Origin of the sequence: Mesorhizobium waimense (assembly GCF_003601975.1) — a bacterium.
Classification (GTDB): Bacteria; Pseudomonadota; Alphaproteobacteria; order Rhizobiales; family Rhizobiaceae; genus Mesorhizobium; species Mesorhizobium waimense.
Genome location: NZ_QZWZ01000015.1, coordinates 47,312 through 64,563, shown reverse-complemented (window position 1 = coordinate 64,563; position 17,252 = coordinate 47,312). Strand labels below are relative to the sequence as shown.

Below are 17,252 nucleotides of genomic sequence, written 5' to 3'. Positions count from 1 at the left end.
AAGCCAGAGGCCGGGCAGGGGAGAACACGATGCACAAGCCCGATTATCACGCCCGCATCGAAGCGCCGGAGATGCGCGACTACGGCGTCTACCTGCAATGCGACAAGCTCCTGCAATGCCAGAAGCCGCTGGCCGAGATGGTCAATGCCGACGAGCTGCAGTTCCAGATCGTGCACCAGGTCGAGGAGCTGTGGATGAAGCTCATCGCCTACACGCTGGTAGATGTCCTCGACTATCTGGAGAGACAGGACACCCACCGCATCGTCACGCTGATGGGCAGGGTGCACCGTCTCATGCGCATGATGACGGCGCAGCTCAACCTGCTCGAGACCATGTCGCCCAAGGAGTACCAGCAGATCCGCTTGCAGCTCGGCAATGGCAGCGGCCAGGAATCGCCGGGCTTCAAGCTGCTCTTACGCCTGCCGCCGGACCTCTGGCGGGCCTTCAGGGCTTCATACCTCGATGGCCGCGAGCTGACGGTCGATGACGTCTACGATGCCCGGTACGACCATGGCGACTCCTACGTCGTGGCCGAGGCGCTGATCGAGTTCGACGAGCTGTTCCAGAAATTCCGCGCCAACCACCTCTATCTCATCCACCGCTCGATCGGGCTCGGCTCGAAATCGCTGAAAGGCCGGCCGGTCGAAATGCTGGAAGGCGGCGCCCGCCACCGCTTCTTCCCCGAGCTCTGGCACATACGCTGCGACATGACCGACCGTTGGGGCGCGGAGTATGGCAGGGTGAGGGACTCGATCAGCCACCCGGAGGCAAAGGCGGGGTAGGGATCTCCGTCATGGCAGTCGGCGGAGGTCGCAACGGATCGGAACGTCGCGATCCTTCGCGCCCCCCTCTGTCCTGCCGGACATCTCTCCCACAAGAGGGGAGATTGGCGGTTTCCTCGATGGCACTCTTCCTCCAACGTTGGTGATTGGCGAAAGCCCGCGTGACGTCCGATCTCCCTCCTTTGTGGGGGAGATGGCCGGCAGGCCAGAGGGGGCGCTGTCCCGCCGGCATCAAAAGCTTGCCACTCGCCCTGTCGAAACTATTTCACCCCCGATGTCGGAACCGTCGCCCATCGCCCGTCCTTGGGTCGCGAACCACACCAACACCGGAGGACATCGTGGAAACCACCCAATCGACCTGGCAGACCGCTGTAATTCTCATCGCCCGCCTGATCTTCGCCGCCATGTTCGCAATGGGGGTGGCCTTCAAGTTCATGGACATGGGCATGACCGCTGGCTACATCGCCGCCGCCGGCTTCCCGTTCCCGCTGTTTCTGGCCTGGTGCGCCGCGATCCTCGAAACGCTGCTGGTGATCGCCTTTCTGACCGGCGCGTTCCTGACCCCGGCAGCGCTGATCGGCGCGGTTTACGTGATCTTCCTCGGCTTTGCCTTCCACGGCCCGTCGCATTGGGCCGGCAACCAGGCCGAGTTCGGCGCTTTCATGTCCCATTTCCCGTTCGCCGCCGGCCTGCTCTTCGCCGCCGCGCACGGAGCGGGCAGCGTGCTGGCGGTGCGCCAGGGCTGGCCGGGCAGGGCGTGAGTTTTGCGGAATCTGCCGGGCGATGAATTTCGATCGGCTGCCGTCCCAGCCGCAGATAACGCATCGCCTTCTTTGAACCGACGCCTACCGGAACACATCTGCCACGGCGGAAAGGCGATATCGCCGCAATACCAGGAAGCCAGTCACGCCAGTGATGAAGGGAATGACCATATATACCCAAGGCTTCGCCGCCTCGACATCGCCGTCCCAATAGGCGTTGACCATGAGAAGTGCCGCATTGGAGATCACGAAGGAAAGAACGAAGTCCCCCACAAAGATACCGCTCAGGACGTCAAATCGGGGCATGAACCGTGTCGGCGGGGTAGCGATGGCGACGACCAAGGAAACGATAAAGCCTAAAACGAATGGAGCAGCCGGGTTGTGCCCAACATTGACCTTGAAGACATAGACCTGCGCAAGGGCGACCAGTCCAATCAGGGTTGCCGAGGCGAGGGCGGCGAGATTGATCAGCAGCCACTTCAACCAGTAATTCGTCAGTCTCCCCCTGAATCTCCCATCACCAAGATAGGATGGATTCTCCGGCTGACGCCAGCTTCTCCTGACTGCCTCACATCTGATCGTTGTAAGGTTCCTTCATCTGGCCGACCATGCGCGCCAGTTTCGAGAAGGACGGCATGTCGGCCTCCGGCTGGCACTGGTTGGCGAGTTCCAGGAGCCGGATCGGAAAATTGACGGCATCGCGGCTCGATGCCGACATGCCGCCGGAGCGCTCCTCGCCGGTTTCGCAGGCTTCCGCCTTGCGCAGGGCGATGTCGATCTCCTCGACCGAAACCAGCCCCTTGCGGACCAGCACCTGGTTGATCGACGCGACGGCCATCAGCAGGCCCTCAAGTTGCAGATTGGCGACGTTCATGGTGCATCCTCCCATTGGTTGGGTTTTAAACGCTCGATGGGCCGATTCCGATCCAGGGGCTGCGGATTCGGTTACTACGGGTTTTGGCGGGATATCGGGCATGCACGGGAAGTGAACACCATGATCAACGCTCTGCCTTGCGAAAGTTGCCCATGCACTCACTGGGAAAATGGATGAGGCCTGCCTCTGTCATGACGACAACTCTGTTCCCAAGGTATCCCCAGGAAGCCTCGGGATGTTCGTCCGAGAACTCTCTCGTATCCAGATTACAGACGACCACGCCCATCATCCCATCATTGGTCAAGATACGATCGCCAATCCTGATTGGGCTCGCCAAGGGCGCGGCGTCATTTCGCTGTCTCCGTGTGGCGTAAAGCAAAGCATCGAACCGGCGCAAGGACAAGGCAGCTTGGCAAGACAAGTAGGCTACGGCTCCATCCAGCGTTGGCCATATTCGGCCCATAGCGCCTTGATCTCACGGCCGCCAAGCGGCGGCGTCGAGAGGTCGCCGTAGGAGATGGCGGCAGCGCTGAGGTCGTACTGGCCATCGGCCTGGACGATGAAGCGGATCGCCTCGCCGAGCGGCCTCGAGTGGAAGATCGGATCCGCCTGGCCCCGGCCAAGGCTGCGGATGCCCGAAATGGTTGCTGGCTGATGCCGCATCCTGAAGACGGATGCCATGGCAGGTTTGTCCATGCCGCTCTCCCCAAGTCCCCGGCGGAATGATCCCATAGGCGCCGGCTAATGGCCAGACGGCTGGAGAAGCTTGTTGTGAATACCGGCCGGCGAGCTGCGGCGGCGCGGCATTGGCGAGACGAACGCAAGATAGGAAAATATGCCTTGCCGAGTGGCGGCAGCTATGCTACTATCTTGTCCATGGTGCTGATTTGCGCCAACGACCCGCCGCCGAGGCGGGTTTTTTGTTTCGGCTCCCCGAACGAAAGCGCATTTTGGTCAGTAACCAACGTGGCGGGACAGCGCCCCCCTCTGGCCATCTCGCCCACAAGGGGGAGATTGGCAGCTCCGCCGCCCCACTACATCTGCCCGTCCAGCCACTCGCGCAGGGCCTTGTCTTCCTCGCTTTCGACAACGGGCGGGGTGCGTCGCCTCCAGACGTACCAGAGGGCGGCGAGCACGCCAGCGGCCCACAGGCCGGCGAACAGGTTTCCAATGAAGTCGATCTGACGGTCCTCCCAAGCCGGACAATATTAGCACGGCCTCAATGAGGAGGACAGGATCGAAGTCGACTGTCCGGCGGCAGGTGCCTGCCGCGCCCGAAGGCCGGATCAGCTTGGTTTGCGGGCGAAGGCCCAGACCATCAGCGGGTATTCCTCGTCGTTGCTCAAGTCGCGCCACAGGCCGTAGGCGCGCACCGGCCCGCCAATATGGGCCTTGGCGCAGGCCTTGTTGCCCCAGCCCTGGACCTTGATGTTCGCTTCGGGAAAACCGCCCTCGACCATCAACTGCTTCAGGCCGGCAGGCGTCCAGCGGTTGTAGTCGTGCGGCCTGGCATGCACGCGGAACAGGAAGGGTGTGGCCACCATCGCCCAGCCGCCCGGCTTGGTCATGGCATGGATGTTCTCAGCTGCCGCCAGCGGCTGCTGCACATGCTCCAGCACCTGGTCGGCGATGACGATGGAATATTGCTCCTCGGTGCGGTCCTTGCAGATGTCGAAGTCGGGGAAGTCGACCGACCTGTAGTTGGGGCAAATCGCCTTCCAGTAGCGGTTCCAACCCGGCGAAATCTCGATCACATCGGAGGATTTGCGGCCGCCCGCCTGCAGGAATTCGGTGAATGCCTCGATCTGGCGGATGCGCAGCCAGTTGCGCGAATCATAGCCTATCAGCCGCTTCACGGCGCGTTTGCTTTGGTTTGTCAGGGTACCGGCAAGGCTTGTCGTCACAATCGAACTCCTCCAATGCCCCGCCGCGCCGCCTCTTTAACATTGCAAAGCGCAAGTAATTTGACCGCTCGCGAGCAAGTGAACGACAGCGAAGAAAGATTGCCACCATGACCGATACCCGCGCCCGCGATATCCTGTCGCGCCACGGGCCGAATACGAGCACGTCTGGGAGGCCGTCTCCGAATTCTGCGATCCCGACGCGCCCGATGTCTGGAGCGGCCGCAGGACCGGCGGCCCGGACTCGCAGGCCGAGCGGCAGGAGCGGCGCGGCGACCGCGTCTATGCCAACATCATCAACTCGGCCGCCAACCGGCTGGCCGCCGGGCTGGAAAGCCTGATCATCCCGCAGTCGGAGAAATGGCATGGGCTGACCACCGCCGAGATGAACGACGAGGAGACCGACGAGGAAAAGGAATGGGCGGAGAGCTTGCGCGATTTCCTGTTTGCGCTGCGCTATTCCGCCAATTCGAACTTCGTGCCGGCAACGCAGGCCTGCCTGCGCAACGTCGAGCGTTATGGCTCGGCCTATCTCTATGCCGAGGAAGGTTATTGGCGGCACGCTGATCCGTTACGCCTCCATCCCCGTTGCCGAGGGTTATCTCGCGCGCAACCGCTGGGGCCAGGTCGACACGTTTCATCGCCGCTACGGGCGCACAGCAAGGCAGGCGGCACAGCTGCTCGGCTATGAAAAACTGCCGGCGCGCATCAAGATGCTGGTCGACGATCCCGCCAAATGCGACGAGAAGATCTCGCTCATCCAGTGCATAAAGCCGCGCGACGTCCGGCGGCGCCTACCAGTATCTCGATCAGGCGTTTGCTTCCTATCACGTCATCGAGGACGAGGAAGAGATCGTCAGGGAAAGCGGTTTTCGCACCTTCCCGGTGTCCTGCTTCAACTGGCGCCGCTACGAAGGCGACGCCTATGGCATTTCGCCGACCATCGAGGCGCTGACCACAGTACGCGAGGAGAACGCCGTGCGTCGCTCCGGCCTGCGCGCCCTGCAGCAGATCACCGATCCGGCGACCGCGTCGAAAGCCCGGCCCGACTATGTGCCGGTGCTCAATCCCGGCGAGAACTATCCCGGCCTGGTTCGACGACAATGGCCGGCCGCTGATCGCGCCGATCTCGACCGGCCAGAACCCGACCTATGCCTTCAACTACGCGGCGAGCCGGGCCGAGGAAATCCGCGACATGATGTTCGTCAATCTGTTCCAGACGCTGGTGCAGAACCCGCAGATGACGACGACCGAAGCGCTGATCCGCCAGGAGGAAAAGGGCGCGCTGCTCGGCCCCTCCGGCTCGATCATCCAGGCCGTCTTCGCTACCAACCTCGAGCTCGGCATCCTGGAGGACAAGGGACTGTATGACGAGGACAGCCGCTTCCTGCCGCCGGCAAGCCTTGCCGGCAAGGCGGTGCGGCCGACCTTCACGGCCGCTTGATGTGCTCAGGCGCTCGGCGGAAGCCCGCGACACGATCCAGGTGGTGACCACCGCCATGCAGATGGCGCAGTTCGATCCCGGCATCATGGACAACATCGACGCCGACGAGGCGCTGAAGATCGTGCAGAGCACCGGCCGCAGCCCGCAGCGCATCTTTCGCCGCAAGGACGAAGTGGCCGGTCTGCGCGGCGCGAGAGCCAAAGCGCAACAGGCGCAGGCCGGCATGGCGGCGATCGCCACCGCCGGAAAGGTCGCCAAGGACGCCGTGCCGGCGGTGGTGCGGGCCGGCGACAGCGGCCTGCTCGACAGCCTGCAAGGCATGCAGCAGGGCGGGCAGGGGGCAGACCAGGCGGGCGGCGGTCAGGCCATGGCGGCACCGGGCTCTGGCACCCCGGGCGGAGCAGGCGGCGCATGAACCGGAAACGCTTCGCCCATTCCACTCAAGTCGGCGGGCCGGCCAAGGCGCGAGACGCGCTGGCCAAGGCCCATCTCAGGGTGTTCTCCGGCGAGGACGGCGAAATGGTGTTGGCCGATCTCGCGGCAGTGACCGGCTACTACCGCCGCCCGTCCAACGGCGAGTGGATGGCACGAACCAAAACGCCGAACGGCTTCGAGCTGCACAGCGCGCTGAGCAACGCGCGGGCAGAGGTGGTGCAACACATTATGGGGTTTCTGACGCTGGATGAGGCGCAGCTTGTGGCGCTGGAGAAGGCGGCGCGGGCGGAGGGGTAGGCGCCAACCTTCTCCACTTGTGGGAGAAGGTGGATCGGCGCGCAGCGCCGAGACGGATGAGGGTGCTGGAAGAAACGAGGCGTTGGCGATCATTTCGCCTTGCGTCATGTTTGGATAAAAAGGGTGCCGCCAAGCTGGAGCACCCCTCATCCGACCTCACTTCGCGAGGCCACCTTCTCCCACAAGAAGGGGAGAAAGGAAGACCACCGCCGTCGCTACGATCAATAATCGCCGTTGTAATACCGGTCGTCGCAGGGCGCGGTGTAGATGCGGCCGTAGCGGTCCTGGTAGCGGCAGAGCTGTTCGCCGCGGCGTTGCGGCGTGGTGGCGCTGCCGACGACCGCGCCGAGCAGGGCGCCGCCGGCCGCACCGATCACCGTGCTCTTGGTGTTGCCGCCTATCGCCTGGCCGACGAGAGCGCCGCCGGCGCCGCCGAGCAGCGCGCCCGTGGTGGCTCTCTGCTGCCCCTCGGTCTGCGTCTCGCAGCCTGCCAGCACCGCGGTCATGAGCACGGCCAAAATGGCTTTCTTGATGATCATCTGGAGAACCTCCTTTGAAGCCCCGAGACTGAAGAAAGGGGCGAATTGCTGCCAAGTGCTGGCGCATTGCGGCGGAAGGTAGGCGCGGTTCCTCACGAAATGAGACATGGTTTCTCGGCTCTTGAAGATCATGGTCGCCAAACCGGAAACACCTGAGCGAACAGCACGATAACGCCTTGGCTTGAATCAGGTTGCGAGCCGCGCTCGCCCGAGGCGCGCCCGGGCGCATGATCAAGATAGTCCCGCCAAGAAAATTCGCCCAAAGAATGGAGAAATGCCATGACCCGAGGTCTTCCCCGGACACTTGTCCGCGCCGCCGCCCGCGAGGCCGGCCTTGCCCCGCCCAGGCTCGGCCTGAAAACCGTCACCACGGGGCAGGGCGGCTCGTACCGCACCGTCTTCACTTTCGCCGGCATGCAGGTGCCGGTCACCGATGCGCTGGCCTATGCCAGCCAGAAGATGGCAGACGCCTATACCCGTATCGCGGACGCGATCGTTCCGTCCGTCTATGCGCAATATTCGTTCGAGGAGCATGTCCAGTCGCTCGAGATCTACCAGGCCGGGATCCTGTTTTCCGACCCGTCGATCGCCTCGAAACTGTCGATGGGCGGCCGTTCCGTCGACATGCCCGGCTGGAAGGATCTCGGCAACGATCCGTCCGAACCGGTCAATGACGATCCGGCCGATTCGATCGAGATGAAGAAGATCGGCTCGCGCCGCGAGGTCGCCGCCCGCAATGTCCGCGCCCAGGCGTGGGGCGTTCCGGACCTGACCTCGACCCTGGCCGGCGACGATCCGCAGAAGCTGATCGTCAAGCGCCAGACCGAATACTGGCAGCGCGCCAACAAGCTGACCTTGCCGGCATCCTGAAGGGCGTCGTCGCCGACAACATCGCCAACGACGCCGGCGATCTGGTGCGCGTCACCGGCGCTTCTATCGTCGACACCGACAAGGCCGCCTATCTGATGGGCGACCCCGCCGACAAGTTCAAGACGATCTGGATGCATTCCAAGCAGATGAAGGCGTTGAAGCTCGCCGACCTCATCGACTACGTGCCGTCGTCCGAACAGGGCGGGCCGCTCATCCCCTACTATATGGGGCTGCGCTGTGTGGTCGACGACGACATTGCGGTCGCGGCCGGCATCTACACCGCCTTGATGTTCAAGGACAAGGCGATCCTGTGGAACGAGCTCCCGGTCAACACCGAGGGCGGACACTGGAGTTCGACCGCAAGCCGCGCCAGGGCTATGGCGGCGGCGGCACCGAAATGGTCGACCGCCGGCACTTCGTGCCGCACGTGCCCGGCACCCGCTTCCTCGACGCCTCCTCGGCCGGCGAATTCGCCACCGATGCCGAGCTGGCGCTGGCGGCGAACTGGGACCGCACCGCGTCGAGCGTCAAGAACATGACGTCTATTGCGCTGAAGACGACGGAGGCTTAGCGGCGGGGCGTAGCCGTCCGCCAGCGGGGGGAAGCGCAAGCTTCCGTCCGCCAGCGACGACCCAGCGGCGAGAGCAAAGCTCTCGTCCGCCGAGCGAGAGCGAAGCTCCTCGCTCACAAGAAAAAGGCGGACCCGGGGGACAGTGGGTCCGCCTTTGCTTGCCGACGGGCTTCGGGGGGAAGTTGGGTGTCGGCAAACATTCCGATAGCTGGATCAGCACGCGTTGGAGGCTTGCTGGGCTTCGGAAAAGGGAGTGTGAGCGCGTTTCGCGTTCCGCACAATTAGCCCGATAGGCCTTAGCTCGATAGGCTTAGGACCATCCTGCGGCCTATGTTGCGGGCTTCACAGTCAACGGCACCGATCGGTTACACAAAAGAGCGAGTTTATATCTATGGGTGGCAGGGGTAATCTTGGAAATGACATACAAATCAGTTCAGGAACTGCTTAGAGACGCAGGAATTGTCATGAGCAAGAAAGGTGAAGTTCACCGCATAAACTTCTTTGGTGGGCTGGAAAACACCGCGCTCTACACGACAAGCTTGGAGGACGCCCTGGACAAGGGACTGAGGATGGCGAGGCCGCGGCGTTCGTGAGCCAAGCTGTTTTGCGGGCTGATCCGATAGTCCTATAGGGCACTACCGATTCCGACCTAGGAATCCATCGCCGCTATTCGCGTATCCTGATCCTCTCGGGCAAGTCTTCGCGCCTCCTTGTCCTGCCGACCCCCCAAGGGTCCAGCAAGGGAGATTGGCAACTTTGCCGCCGACTCTGCTTACCCGCCCGCCCAAAATCCCAAGCCGGTTCGCAGCCTCAAGCAGCGTTTCAGGCGTGTGACGAACCCGCTTTTCGCGATAGGCCGCCAGCACCTCGCGGATGCTGCTTACGGGCTTCAGGACATCGAAGCATTTGCGCATGTCCGGCACGGCGAGAGACACGATTCCGCCCTTCCGCAGCAGGCGGGAAACCTGCTGGAAAAAGCTCAGAAGGTCTGGCGTGTGCTCGATGACGTGGCTGGCAATGAAGTAGTCATACCCATCCCGGTTCCTCGCCAGTGCCAGCGTGTCCAGCGGCTCACCACGCAAGACTATGTCAGGCATCACCTCTTGAAAATCGATCACGGTTGTTTGCCAACCGTGCTCCTTGGGGGCTATCGGGCTGTAAAATGGGCCGATCTCGATCCCGACCATAGTTTTCTTGTCGAGACTCTGCCGAAGCAAGTCGAACCTGTTCATTGTCACTTCCTAAAAATACTTTTCTGTGTTGCGCGACCTTTAGACGTGCGGCCGTCGCCGCGCACTTCAACAACCGCCTTCACAGACCTCAAGATGCTCGCATGGCTCGCGCGCTTGCTTGCCCACCGCCAAATCCAAAGGCAGGGGTGGCTCCGCAGCCCGATCCACCGGAATTCGCTAAAGCAGGCCGGCCGCCGCTGCCACCGAACTCCGCGGCCCCACTGGAAATGTTGCTTGATGCGGAAAAGATGAACGGGTAACTCCAACGGCCATGGGCTCCGTCAGACATTCCTGGTGATAGACATGCCGCGAGGCTTCGCCGCGGTCTGTCACGTTGTCGCGCATGGCCGGCGGTTGCCGACCGCCCGACCGCTGGCCTGGGTCCGGCGCCGAAATTTCGGCTGCGGAATCTGAGATGCCTGCCGAGCATAACGCCACAGAGCCGCTGATCCTTTTCTATACGACGCGCTTCGGCAAGCCCGTCGACATCGCCTCGATACAGTGCGACCTTCCCGGGCACTGGACGCTGGACAAGCGCCGCATTGCCGAGGCGGCGGCGGTCGTTTTCCACATCCCGGACTATCGTGAGATCGGCGATGCCTGGAAATATCCCGGCCAATACTGGATCGGCTGGACGATGGAGAGCCGGCAGAACTACAAGCGCTTCGCCGACCCGAACTACATGCGCCATTTCGACTTCACCATGACGCATGAGCGCCGATCGGATGTCTGGGCGCCCTATCTTCCTCGCGCGTGCTGGTGGGAGGAGGTTAGGGCAAAGCCGGCCGCGGCCAAGACCGAAGCGGCTCCGCTCGTGCTTTTCCAATCGGCGCCGCTGAACCATAGCGGGCGCGTCGACCTGGTGAGCGAGCTTTCCCGGCACATCGGCGTCGATTCCTACGGACGGCATTTCCGCAACCGGACGATCGAAGGCCCCGATCTCGGCCCGGCGACGAAGGTCGAGACCGTTGCGCGCTACAAATTCTGCCTGGCGCTGGAGAACTCGAGCGAGACGGATTACGTCACCGAAAAGATTTTCGATGCCTTCAAGGCCGGCACGGTGCCGGTCTATCTGGGCGCTCCGAACGTGGACGAATACACGCCGCCGAACTCCTACATCAACGCTGCTGATTTCAGCGATGCGGCCGATCTGGCGGCCTATCTGCGCTATCTGGTCGAAACGCCGGACGCCTATGAGGCCTATTTCGCCTGGCGCTCGCAGCCGCTGCCAGAGCGTCTTGTCGCGCGCCTGGAAGAGGCGGAAACGTCCGGGTTTTGCCGGCTGATGAAGCTCGTGCATCAACAGATGGAGCGCCGTCCCGCCCCACAGGCGGGGCGGCCCCGGCTTCCCTTCGGCTTGCAATCCTATGTCAGGACGCGGCTGCGCAAATGGCGGAAGAAAGTTTCAGCCTGAAGGCGGCGAAGATATCGCCGCAAGATTGGCCCTGCCGGCGGTTTGTTCGCTAGAGCGCGTCGCGGCTGAAGCGATTCGGGTGAAGCGCTTCAAGGCATTGTGCGCCTCGCAAACCGCCGCGCGCTTTTGGGCGACACGCTCTAGGAGTCGAACGTTCCGTTCGTGCCGATAACCACGCCGGTTTGGTTGCCGCGGTCGCGTGCCGGCGGCTGCCTGCGGGCTGTGCCGCCGGTGCCTGCGCATTCCGAACAGTGGACGGTCGTACCATGGCAGATATGGCGATGCGTGCCTGCGGGGCAGCAATGGCCGTTCGAGGCGCGCCATCGCGGACATTCGAATATCCTGCCGGTGCCGCTGCAGCCCTGGCACTCATTCGCTTCGGAAAATAACAAACTCATTTCGCCAAAACCCGGCGCTGTATCCCAAGCGCCAAACCCCAAGTCGATAGTGCGGCGAGCCCCACTCGCCGTTCGATAAACTTAGCGGAGGGTAATTAAGGTTTTTCTAAAACGCCAATTTTTTCCGAGGCTCCGGCCCAGGAGATCCACCGCCTGGCATGGTCGGCGAACAGCGCGTCTGCCAACAGCGATTTCCGGCCGCCACCGAGCGGCTTTTTCTTACCGCAACCACAAGAGGTTTCCATGGACCGCAACTTTGCGCGGGCGCTCGCGCTCGTTTTGAAATCCGAAGGCGGCTGGTCGGACAATCCGGCCGATCCGGGCGGCGCCACCGTGAAGGGCGTCAGGCTTGCCAATTTTCGCCGCTATCTGAAAGCCGACGCCACCAAGGCCGACCTAAGGAAGATGAGCGACGAGCAGATCGGGACCGTCTATCGACGCTTCTACTGGGATTCCGTTGCCGGTGCCGAACTTCCGGGCGACCTCGACTACACGCTGTTCGACTTTGCGGTGAACAGCGGGCCGGGCAGGGCGGCGAAATACCTGCAGGCGATCGTTCGCGCCACCCAGGACGGCAGGATCGGTCCGGCGACGCTGAACGCCGTGAAGGCGAGGCCCGTCGGCGCTGTCATTGACGCGCTCCGCATTGCTCTCCTTCTTCTTCGGCAACCCGACGATATCTGCTTTGCTGGCGTCGGTGGTTGCCGCACTTGGCTGGGGTCTCCACCAGCGGCTGGCCGGCGCCAGTGCCGAGCGCGCCCGGCAAGCGACCAAGGAGGCAGCGGCACGCGACATCGCCGACCAGGTCGACAACGATATCGGCGCGCTAAGCGCCAATACAGCCAGAAAGGAGCTGAAATCATGGGCAAGGGACTGATCCTCGCGCTGCCGTTCATGCTGCTTGTCGCGGCCGGCTGCACGACCGCCTGGGGCGGCTTTTGTGCAGTCTCCTCGCCGCTTCGCCTCTCCGGCAAGGCTGTCGACGCGCTGTCGGACGAAGAGGCGAGGGCGCTGCTTTCGCACAACCGCAAGGGCCAGAAGCTCTGCGGCTGGAGGCCGTGATGCACGATCAATTCGATCTCCTCGGGATCAAGGGACCGCTGGTGGCCGCCGGCCTTGCCGGAGGCGTGCTCAGGGCGCTGTCACGCCATCGCTACAAGCTGCGAGAGATGGTCGCCTCGCCGATCTGTGGCGCGCTGGCGGCAGCCTATCTCACGCTACCGGTCGTATCGTATTTCAAGGCAACCGGCCTGCCGATCCCCGATCCGGCCGACGACACCACCACCCTCGCTGCCACCTTCCTCATCGGCGTCTCGGCGATGTGGATCTCCGACATCCTTTTCGAGGTCATCGTGCGAAGGTTCAAGGCGGCGGCCAGGGAGGAGTGACACGCGCGTCGGTGGCACCCGGACATTCGCGACTGGACGCAGGCCGTGACAATGCCCACCTTAGGGGAAACCTAAGGAGACATGCTATGGCGACTTCCACCGAACGCGCAGTCCTTGCCGGCGGCTGCTTCTGGGGCATGCAGGACCTGATACGGCGCTATCCCGGCGTAGTCTCGACGCGTGTCGGCTACAGCGGCGGCGACGTGCCCAACGCCACTTACCGCAACCACGGCACCCATGCCGAGGCGATCGAGATCATTTTCGATCCCGCCCGGATCAGCTTCCGGACCCTGCTCGAATTCTTCTTCCAGATCCACGATCCGACGACCAGGAACCGCCAAGGCAATGATGTCGGCATGAGCTACCGCTCGGCGATCTACTTCACCAACGACGAACAGCGGCGCATTGCCGAAGACACCATCGCCGACGTCGATGCCTCGGGGCTGTGGCCGGGCAAGGTCGCCACCGAAGTCGCACCTGTGGGTGACTTCTGGGAGGCCGAGTCCGAGCATCAGGACTATCTGGAGAAATATCCCAACGGCTACACCTGCCATTTCGTCAGGCCGGGCTGGAAGCTTCCGGTTCGCGAAAAGGCCGCTTCATAGGCCCGCTCGGCGCGCGGCGAATTTCCCGGCCAGCGAGGGAACATTAGAAGGCGCTAAGAGTTCTTTTCCCGGCAGCGCGCAACGGTATGCTGCCTGATCGGGACCGGCATCCCGGTCGGCCCGCGTCTTCTGCGAGAGGCGCGGGCTTGCTTTGTGTCGATGACCAGTTTCCGACCGCCGATACCAACCAAATCCCGTCGTGCTGAAAGGCACGGCGGGCTTTTTGCGTTTCAGAGGTTTGGCAACGCTCCGCGGCGGCCGCGGACTGCTCGCCCTGATACGCCGTCGGCCTTAGCCTTTGGCTCGGCGGCTTTCGGTCTCGTGGCTGCCGATCCAGTGCGCGCGGATGCGGTCGCTGGTTTCGAGGTAAGCCATGTCGATCAGATAGGTCAGCAGCTTCTCGCCATCGGCCTCGGCCTTCTGGCGCAATTCCCGCAATATTCCCTGCGCGAACTGCAGGTTTTCCATTTTGCTAGGCTGGTCCATCGGTGCCCCCAAAGTCTGCAGTTTAATTCTGGCTGACTGTGCTTGCATGAAGATTGTAGCGGAACTCACGGGGCAGCTGTACTCGGTTGCAACAGCGGCTGATCAGCGAAGCTGTTGGACATTTTTCGGAAATGTCGATATTTTGCGCGACCAATCGGACCGCGACCATGCACGAAGACGAGGGCAGCACTCCCGACAAGTTGCAGGCCATGCTGGACGTGATCGCCAGAAGCGGCCACTCGACTCAGAGTGCGCAGGCCGATGTCGGCAAGCTGAAGGCGGATGCCGCTACAGCGGCCGCGGTGTTGGTCGAGTTTTACGGCGACACGGCCCTGGAACGTGCCAGGCTGCTGGAGAGCCGCTCGCCCCAATCCCATTTCGCTCGCATGGTGACCGCCGAAGTCAGCAGGCACAGCAAAGTCCCGCCCAGAAGCTAGCAAGGTTTGCGCTAGGACGATTTGCGCCTCCTTGATCCGCCGCCGCCAAGGCGTCGCTGCACTTCGTCCTGGGCATTGTCCAGGAGATAGACCAGCAGATCCTGCCCGATTGATTGCGAAATTTCCTTGGCCTGCTCGATAAGGCCGTGGATCTCGTGCAGCGAGGCCTCCTCGCAGTCGGCTTCCCGCGTGAGGTCGACGAACCAGCCGGGATAGAGAGCCGCCTCCCCAAAATTGTCGACATAGCACTGGCCAACGGACAGGATCTTGCGAAGCCCCATCTTTTCCGAGCGGACCATATAGACCTCGCGGAAGCTCGATCTCCGCTCCACCGCCCTGCGGATCGCCGTATGGACCCTCAGGCGATCCTCGGCCTCGATGCTTTGCATGCATCTTTCGAGCGATGCGCCATGGGAAAATTCCTCAAGCGTCAGCCCGAAATAGTCGGAAAGATTGGCGTCACCGTAGACCCGGTCACGCTTGATGTCCCAGGTCCAGAACCCATCGATAGGTGGATATCGCAGATGAACACCGCGACTACGTTCAGGTGCCGACTCCATGAAAACCGCCCCGTTCGGTTTCAAGATTCGCAACACTATGTAGCAAAAGCCGGAAGAAACAAAGGTGGTCTTTTGTGCAAGGCCAGCAAGACTCTCCACCCCAATTTGGTCGCGTACTTGGATGGGATAGTTGACATAACCAGAGATATGAACGCGGGACAATTTTCTTTCATTAAAAGAATGTATGATCTGGTAGCGCAACCACAACTTGGTACTTCACCAGATAACCAAAACGCTTGAGTCGCAAAATAATACTAAAAGTTGTATGAATCTCCGGTCAAAGAATAGGTTCGGGCATTCTTCGGCTATGCGAGGCCGACGCGGCAATGTTGGAAGTGTTGCCTGAGCCGCGCCGGCCAAGGCGGGTTCCAAAAGGTCCACCGCAAGATGATTCTTAGCTGACCATCGACACCTCGGCAAAGCGACCGCCGGTTGCAAAATACGGCATCGGCCTGCCGTGCTCGGTTAGAGGGTACCGCCGCTGCACGCTAGGCCGACTTGAGCAGCTGGCGGATGCCGCCTGACAGCGGCTCGCCGGCGTCCGGCCTGCCCGTCGGGCCGTCAACGCCGCTGTCGTCATCGAAGCGGTCATGCTCGAACTGCGGGGCGTCGGGCAGGGGCCGCAACCAGTGCTCGCGCCGGCTGATCCAGAGTTCGTAGTCCGGCTGCAGTTCGGTCGGCGCCACGTCGAGGCTGCCGATCATCACTTCGACCTCGTCCTCGCCGACCGAGGTGACGCGCCCGCCGCAAGTCGGACAAAAGCTCCTGCCGCCGTAGGTGCTGACGATCCCGGCCGTCTCGAACGCTTCGAGCGGCCACACAGCGAAGGCCGAATAGGCCGATCCGCTGGTCTTGCGGCAATCTTTGCAATGGCAAAGCCCGACCCGAAGCGGTTCGCCGGTCACCGAGAACTGGACGCCGCCGCACAGGCAGCTGCCGCTTCGCCTGATATCGCTGGACATGGCTGTTCCTCCTGCCGGCGCTCTCTTCAGGCGTGCTGCGACATCGCGCCGGAATGTCGGCCACGAATCAATTCGCAGGAGGCGCAACGGTTCCACGCCGCGGGGGGCGCGCGCTCGCATCAATTCGGGAAATCGAAAACCGGCTCCTGGCAGCGATAAACGCGGCATTGGCCGTCGCGTGTCGGTACGGCGGCGGCGGTCGGCACCTCCGGCCAGTCGCACTCATTACCGAACTGGCGCACATACCGGTCATAAGTGTTCTGCCCGGTGGTCAGCACCGCCGAGCGATGACTTTTGACGAGGGCCTGCGTCTGTTCGCAGGTCATTGTGCGGGTATCCGACCGCGAATGGGCCGGCGTCGCGGCAACGATCATCGCACCGGCAATGCATGCGATCGCGTGAGCTCTCATCTTGGGATCCCTCGGCGAGTAAAAGTGTCTAGAAGACCGCCAGATATTTCAACAGCGAAATGATGCCGATGAGGATGACGACGATCTGCGCGATCTGCCGGGTGCGGCCATCGAGAGGCAGCCGCTGGACGAGATAGAGCACCAGGATGATCACCAGGAAAGTGATCAGGATGCCGATAAGGGCCGATGACGCCACGTCTTCTCTCCACGCCTCTAAAGTAAATCAAATCAAATACGTGGTGGAAAACGCCGCGGCTGCCCGGTTGGTTCCTCTCGGACATTTCAACTCGAGCCCGCAATTTGGCCGTCGGGTGCCTTCGCTGGAAATGCGCGCTGTTCGAAAACGGCAGAGGCCCGCGATGCGATGCTTCGGGGCCTCTGATCGGGGTTATTTGCCGCAGTGGTTGTCGTTCACCGTTGGCGAGGTCGTCCCTGGCGACTTGCCGCTGGCGTCCGGCTGTGCGCCTTGCGGGCTCGCCGAGCAGTTCTGATCGGGAGTCGAACTCGTCCCATATGGATTGGAAATGCCGTCTATGCTGTAGGTGGCGTTCGGGTCGACGGCATTGGGATCGTTGGGGTCGACGACGACCGACTTGCCGCTGCCGTCGTTGACGCCTGATCCGGCCATGCCCTCGTCGGCATTCTGGGCCATCGCCGATGCGCCCAGACCAAGCGTAAGCACGGAGGCTGCGAGGATCTTCATGATCATGGTTTGTCTCCATTCTTAGTGAAAGTCGTCGCTTAGCGACTGTTGGGGGAACCGCTCTCTCTGGCGAAGGTTCCCTCACAATTTCCCGTTGTGTGACGAACATGGGCTCGAAAGGCGTCGTGGACGACCGGATGCGCACACCTTCGGCCTGTATCCGGCCGGATCGGCCGAGCCTGC

Annotated in this window: 25 protein-coding genes and 2 pseudogenes; 15 read left to right on the top strand and 12 right to left on the bottom strand. The window is 62.4% G+C overall.

Translation table 11 applies throughout. The features are described 5' to 3' along the window. Positions 1-29: 29 nt before the first annotated feature. Complete coding sequence (locus D3227_RS19790) at positions 30-782, top strand: tryptophan 2,3-dioxygenase family protein (protein ID WP_120015989.1); 753 nt, start codon at positions 30-32, stop codon at positions 780-782. A 338-nt stretch (positions 783-1,120) separates the two neighbouring features. Continuing rightward, entirely contained in the window at positions 1,121-1,543 is a 423-nt protein-coding gene (locus D3227_RS19785) for a DoxX family protein (protein ID WP_208646398.1), read from the top strand. An 84-nt stretch (positions 1,544-1,627) separates the two neighbouring features. Here the strand turns inward: D3227_RS19785 and D3227_RS19780 are convergent, their stop codons facing one another. The 4 genes from D3227_RS19780 to D3227_RS19765 all read right to left on the bottom strand — a co-directional run bounded on the left by D3227_RS19780 (position 1,628) and on the right by D3227_RS19765 (position 4,321). Continuing rightward, complete coding sequence (locus D3227_RS19780) at positions 1,628-2,026, bottom strand: hypothetical protein (protein ID WP_120015988.1); 399 nt, start codon at positions 2,024-2,026, stop codon at positions 1,628-1,630. 85 nt (positions 2,027-2,111) lie between these two features. Then, positions 2,112-2,417 carry a hypothetical protein gene (locus D3227_RS19775; RefSeq protein WP_006201670.1) on the bottom strand — a complete coding sequence of 102 codons (306 nt, stop codon included), beginning with the start codon at positions 2,415-2,417 and terminating at the stop codon, positions 2,112-2,114. Positions 2,418-2,843: 426 nt separating this feature from the next. After that, on the bottom strand, positions 2,844-3,113 hold the full coding sequence (locus D3227_RS19770; protein WP_120015987.1) for a hypothetical protein: 270 nt from the start codon (positions 3,111-3,113) through the stop codon (positions 2,844-2,846). A 590-nt stretch (positions 3,114-3,703) separates the two neighbouring features. After that, positions 3,704-4,321 (bottom strand): methyltransferase domain-containing protein, encoded by a 618-nt coding sequence (locus D3227_RS19765; protein WP_120015986.1) that lies wholly within the window; start codon positions 4,319-4,321, stop codon positions 3,704-3,706. A gap of 205 nt (positions 4,322-4,526) precedes the next feature. Here D3227_RS19765 and D3227_RS44340 point away from each other — a divergent pair. The 5 genes and pseudogenes from D3227_RS44340 to D3227_RS19755 all read left to right on the top strand — a co-directional run. After that, positions 4,527-5,009: pseudogene (locus tag D3227_RS44340) on the top strand (portal protein); the annotation flags it as partial. Next, a pseudogene (locus D3227_RS44335) lies at positions 4,900-5,302 on the top strand (portal protein); the annotation flags it as partial. The pseudogenes D3227_RS44340 and D3227_RS44335, both read left to right, overlap by 110 nt. A gap of 67 nt (positions 5,303-5,369) precedes the next feature. Beyond that, a complete protein-coding gene (locus tag D3227_RS43780) occupies positions 5,370-5,762 on the top strand; it encodes a portal protein (protein ID WP_281034921.1) in 393 nt (130 codons plus the stop codon). Position 5,763: 1 nt separating this feature from the next. Continuing rightward, the gene (locus tag D3227_RS42765) at positions 5,764-6,177 is read left to right on the top strand and encodes a hypothetical protein (RefSeq protein ID WP_245451806.1); all 414 of its coding nucleotides are present in this window, start codon (positions 5,764-5,766) and stop codon (positions 6,175-6,177) included. Further along, positions 6,174-6,494: a Bbp19 family protein gene (locus D3227_RS19755; RefSeq protein WP_120015985.1), complete on the top strand. Its 321-nt coding sequence runs from the start codon at positions 6,174-6,176 to the stop codon at positions 6,492-6,494. Before D3227_RS42765 ends, D3227_RS19755 begins: the two co-directional genes overlap by 4 nt. 221 nt (positions 6,495-6,715) lie before the next feature. Here the strand turns inward: D3227_RS19755 and D3227_RS19750 are convergent, their stop codons facing one another. Beyond that, positions 6,716-7,033 carry a YMGG-like glycine zipper-containing protein gene (locus tag D3227_RS19750; protein WP_120016088.1) on the bottom strand — a complete coding sequence of 106 codons (318 nt, stop codon included), beginning with the start codon at positions 7,031-7,033 and terminating at the stop codon, positions 6,716-6,718. 279 nt (positions 7,034-7,312) lie between these two features. Between D3227_RS19750 and D3227_RS42760 the strand changes: the two genes are divergently transcribed. The 3 genes from D3227_RS42760 to D3227_RS43775 all read left to right on the top strand — a co-directional run bounded on the left by D3227_RS42760 (position 7,313) and on the right by D3227_RS43775 (position 9,067). Continuing rightward, positions 7,313-7,903 (top strand): hypothetical protein, encoded by a 591-nt coding sequence (locus D3227_RS42760; RefSeq protein ID WP_245451805.1) that lies wholly within the window; start codon positions 7,313-7,315, stop codon positions 7,901-7,903. Positions 7,904-7,947: 44 nt separating this feature from the next. Then, on the top strand, positions 7,948-8,442 hold the full coding sequence (locus tag D3227_RS42755) for a hypothetical protein (RefSeq protein WP_167480760.1): 495 nt from the start codon (positions 7,948-7,950) through the stop codon (positions 8,440-8,442). A gap of 496 nt (positions 8,443-8,938) precedes the next feature. Next, entirely contained in the window at positions 8,939-9,067 is a 129-nt protein-coding gene (locus D3227_RS43775) for a hypothetical protein (protein ID WP_281034920.1), read from the top strand. 42 nt (positions 9,068-9,109) lie between these two features. On the opposite strand, the gene D3227_RS19735 is transcribed toward D3227_RS43775, so the two are convergent. Continuing rightward, complete coding sequence (locus D3227_RS19735) at positions 9,110-9,706, bottom strand: class I SAM-dependent methyltransferase (RefSeq protein WP_120015983.1); 597 nt, start codon at positions 9,704-9,706, stop codon at positions 9,110-9,112. A 415-nt stretch (positions 9,707-10,121) separates the two neighbouring features. Here D3227_RS19735 and D3227_RS19730 point away from each other — a divergent pair, with 415 nt between their 5' ends. The 4 genes from D3227_RS19730 to msrA all read left to right on the top strand — a co-directional run bounded on the left by D3227_RS19730 (position 10,122) and on the right by msrA (position 13,511). Continuing rightward, the gene (locus D3227_RS19730) at positions 10,122-11,120 is read left to right on the top strand and encodes a glycosyltransferase family 10 domain-containing protein (protein ID WP_120016087.1); all 999 of its coding nucleotides are present in this window, start codon (positions 10,122-10,124) and stop codon (positions 11,118-11,120) included. Positions 11,121-11,761: 641 nt separating this feature from the next. Then, positions 11,762-12,580: a glycoside hydrolase family 108 protein gene (locus tag D3227_RS42750; RefSeq protein ID WP_245451804.1), complete on the top strand. Its 819-nt coding sequence runs from the start codon at positions 11,762-11,764 to the stop codon at positions 12,578-12,580. After that, positions 12,580-12,906, top strand: coding sequence for a hypothetical protein (locus tag D3227_RS19705; RefSeq protein ID WP_120015981.1), 327 nt, complete (start codon positions 12,580-12,582; stop codon positions 12,904-12,906). The genes D3227_RS42750 and D3227_RS19705 overlap by 1 nt, the downstream gene beginning before the upstream one ends. 86 nt (positions 12,907-12,992) lie before the next feature. After that, entirely contained in the window at positions 12,993-13,511 is a 519-nt protein-coding gene (msrA, locus tag D3227_RS19700; protein WP_120015980.1) for a peptide-methionine (S)-S-oxide reductase MsrA, read from the top strand. A 291-nt stretch (positions 13,512-13,802) separates the two neighbouring features. On the opposite strand, the gene D3227_RS19695 is transcribed toward msrA, so the two are convergent. After that, positions 13,803-13,997, bottom strand: a complete 195-nt coding sequence (locus D3227_RS19695; protein ID WP_100084745.1) for a hypothetical protein — start codon at positions 13,995-13,997, stop codon at positions 13,803-13,805. A 167-nt stretch (positions 13,998-14,164) separates the two neighbouring features. On the opposite strand from D3227_RS19695, the gene D3227_RS19690 reads away from it, so the two are divergent. Beyond that, on the top strand, positions 14,165-14,434 hold the full coding sequence (locus D3227_RS19690; protein WP_147377637.1) for a hypothetical protein: 270 nt from the start codon (positions 14,165-14,167) through the stop codon (positions 14,432-14,434). 11 nt (positions 14,435-14,445) lie between these two features. On the opposite strand, the gene D3227_RS19685 is transcribed toward D3227_RS19690, so the two are convergent. The 5 genes from D3227_RS19685 to D3227_RS19665 all read right to left on the bottom strand — a co-directional run bounded on the left by D3227_RS19685 (position 14,446) and on the right by D3227_RS19665 (position 17,075). Continuing rightward, entirely contained in the window at positions 14,446-15,195 is a 750-nt protein-coding gene (locus D3227_RS19685; RefSeq protein WP_147377636.1) for a hypothetical protein, read from the bottom strand. A gap of 287 nt (positions 15,196-15,482) precedes the next feature. Next, on the bottom strand, positions 15,483-15,956 hold the full coding sequence (locus D3227_RS19680) for a GFA family protein (protein WP_120016084.1): 474 nt from the start codon (positions 15,954-15,956) through the stop codon (positions 15,483-15,485). Between the two features lie 119 nt (positions 15,957-16,075). Further along, on the bottom strand, positions 16,076-16,282 hold the full coding sequence (locus tag D3227_RS19675; protein ID WP_342634003.1) for a hypothetical protein: 207 nt from the start codon (positions 16,280-16,282) through the stop codon (positions 16,076-16,078). A 112-nt stretch (positions 16,283-16,394) separates the two neighbouring features. Next, the gene (locus D3227_RS19670) at positions 16,395-16,562 is read right to left on the bottom strand and encodes a Thivi_2564 family membrane protein (RefSeq protein WP_120015976.1); all 168 of its coding nucleotides are present in this window, start codon (positions 16,560-16,562) and stop codon (positions 16,395-16,397) included. A gap of 192 nt (positions 16,563-16,754) precedes the next feature. After that, positions 16,755-17,075, bottom strand: coding sequence for a hypothetical protein (locus D3227_RS19665; protein ID WP_120015975.1), 321 nt, complete (start codon positions 17,073-17,075; stop codon positions 16,755-16,757). Positions 17,076-17,252: the final 177 nt, after the last annotated feature.